Origin of the sequence: Bartonella sp. TT110JLCBS (assembly GCF_042193405.1) — a bacterium.
Classification (GTDB): domain Bacteria; phylum Pseudomonadota; class Alphaproteobacteria; order Rhizobiales; family Rhizobiaceae; genus Bartonella.
Window position 1 is genome coordinate 1 of the sequence record NZ_JBHILT010000124.1, and the last position, 742, is coordinate 742.

The following is a 742-nucleotide window of genomic DNA, read 5'->3' on the forward strand; positions in this document are numbered from 1 at the left end:
CGGATGCTGAACGTGAGGAGTTACGAGCAGGCGGGTTAGATCAAAACTGCATTTATACTGCTGAATCAGAAGCAGCGGACCGTGCTAATGATAGCAAAGCGGTGTGGGAATGGTTAGCAATGACTGAACCTCCAGCACATACACTTCTGTTTCTTAAAAAGCGGCATGGAGCACAATTTATTCGTGATATGGGATTTTCTACAAAGAATGCGGATGAGGAATATGGTCCCGATTGGTTAGATAAAGATGTTATCATAGGAGGTCATCATTTCTAAAGAATTTGAGGAGTTAGAACGTATTTTTGTTCGCGAAAATAACTATGTAAAAAGTCTTGATGAAGCATTGATGACCAAGAAACTACATGATGTGCGCAATGATTTGCGTAGTTATCTTCGTAACATTGAGAAAAGCGGATAGGTTACGAAACAGCTTCTCCCATGCCTTTTAAAATACTGACTTTCTTTTATGCTTTTGTTAGTATATGAGAGCTTTGTCGGGTGTGGTCATACCATACAATACTCTTTTATGAGAAAAGTGTGACGACGGACTTGTGACCGTGTTTTGAACACCCGGCGCCCTTATAGGGTTGTCAATTCAAAACCCAATTATCACAAGGATTACTAGCATGAACGCTACAGTTAAAAATCAAGAATCTTCCTTTTTTATTACAGATGATAATGGCTCTTTTAAAAAGAGAGAGTTTGCAAAAAAATACGAATTTACAGGCGAGACGATTGAAGTT

Annotated in this window: 1 protein-coding gene; it reads left to right on the forward strand. The window is 38.9% G+C overall.

Going from position 1 to position 742, the window contains the following annotated elements; translation table 11 throughout:
* A partial coding sequence (locus ACFILW_RS09925) for a hypothetical protein (RefSeq protein WP_375685751.1) occupies positions 1–275 on the forward strand: 275 nt, incomplete at its 5' end.
* Positions 276–742: the final 467 nt, after the last annotated feature.